The sequence below is a fragment of the Halorubrum sp. AJ67 genome, from assembly GCF_000513435.1.
Window position 1 is genome coordinate 317711 of sequence record NZ_CBVY010000003.1, and the last position, 1543, is coordinate 319253.

Consider the following 1543-nt stretch of genomic DNA (forward strand, 5'->3'; position numbering starts at 1 on the left):
GAGTCCGCGGAACGAGTGGAGAAAGTCACCGCGTACCTCCTGACGGCGTTACTCCTGCTTATCGGCGGCTTCATCGCCTTTTTCGGGTCCGCGATCGGCTCGCTGCCCGTGGCCCTGATCGCGCTCGCGTTCGCCGGACTCGGCTTGGGTATCGCCCCGCCAGTTCGCAGTCGGCTAGACCGCCGCCACGGGATCACGAAGTTCGGCCGACGGAAGACGGTGGACCACCGGATCGTCCGCCCGCCCGAGACCGTCGAGGACACCTGCGTCGTCTGCGGCGAGGCGTTCGAGCGCGGCCTCGTGCGGCGGCGGCGCGACGAGACGGTCGTCGCCGGCGTTCCGGTCCGCACCCACTCGATCCGTCACAACCACTACTGCGCCGACTGCGCGCGCTCGGAGGTGTTCGGCGGCGACGACGTCGGGGAACTGTCGCTCGACGAACTCGCGGACGACGCGGCGCTCGAAGCGGAACTGACCGGCGACGAGACGTTCGACGCCGACGCGAGCGACGAGGAGACGCTCACCCCCGACACGAGCGACGAGGGATCGTTCGACAGCGGCGCGACCGACGACGCCGAGACGCTCGACGGCGACGCGAGCGACGAGGAGCCGACGGGAGAGACGACGGGTACGTCGGTCCGCGAGGCGACCGACTCGACCGAGTGAGCCGGCGGGGGACGGTCGCTCCCGTCGCTTGCCTCTCCGGGAACCCTTTTCGGGCGGCCGGCCGATCGCTTCCGTATGTACCGCGCACGGTTCCGCGACCCGGCCGGATCGATCCGCGACGGCGAGTACGACCCGGCGACCGACACGGTCGCCTTCGGCGGCGACGAGTACGCCCTCGAGGACCCGGACATCGACGTACTCGCGCCGACCGACCCCTCGAAGATCGTCTGTATCGGACGCAACTACGCCGACCACGCCGAGGAGCTGGGCAACGACGTGCCCGACCGCCCGCTGCTCTTCCTCAAACCGCCGAACGCGGTAGCGAGCCACGGCGACACCGTGACCGTCCCGGCCGGGAAAGAGCGGATCGACTGGGAGGCGGAGTTCGCGGTCGTGATCGGCGAACAGTGTAAGGCGGTCGACGCCGCCGACGCGATGGACGTCGTCGCCGGGTTCACCTGTATGAACGACGTGTCGAACCGCGAGGACCAGAACAAAGAGCAGAACTGGGTGCGCGGGAAGGCGTTCGACGGCGCGGCCCCGCTCGGCCCGGTCCTCGCGACGCCCGACGAGGTGCCCGCCGACGCGAGCGTCGAGCTCCGGGTCAACGGCGAGACGAAGCAGTCCAGCGACCGCGAGCACATGATCTTCGACGTGCCGACGCTGATCGAGGAGATCACGACGTACCTCACGCTCGAACCCGGCGACGTGATCGCGACTGGCACTCCCGAGGGCGTCGGTGCCCTCGCCGACGGCGACACCGTCGAGGTGGAGATCGAGGGCGTCGGCACCCTCGAACACGACGTACGCGTGCCCTGACGCGGTCCGTTTCGACCAACTACCCGCCCGTCTCGGTGTCCGCTACCACACCTCGCTT

The 1543-nt window shown here is 69.6% G+C and carries 1 protein-coding gene and 1 pseudogene; both read left to right on the forward strand.

The window, feature by feature from the left end; translation table 11 throughout:
* Nucleotides 1-666: pseudogene (locus tag BN903_RS04945) on the forward strand (zinc ribbon domain-containing protein); the annotation flags it as partial.
* Nucleotides 667-741: 75 nt separating this feature from the next.
* Nucleotides 742-1485, forward strand: a complete 744-nt coding sequence (locus BN903_RS04950; protein WP_048076644.1) for a fumarylacetoacetate hydrolase family protein — start codon at nucleotides 742-744, stop codon at nucleotides 1483-1485.
* The last annotated feature ends 58 nt before the right edge of the window (nucleotides 1486-1543 follow it).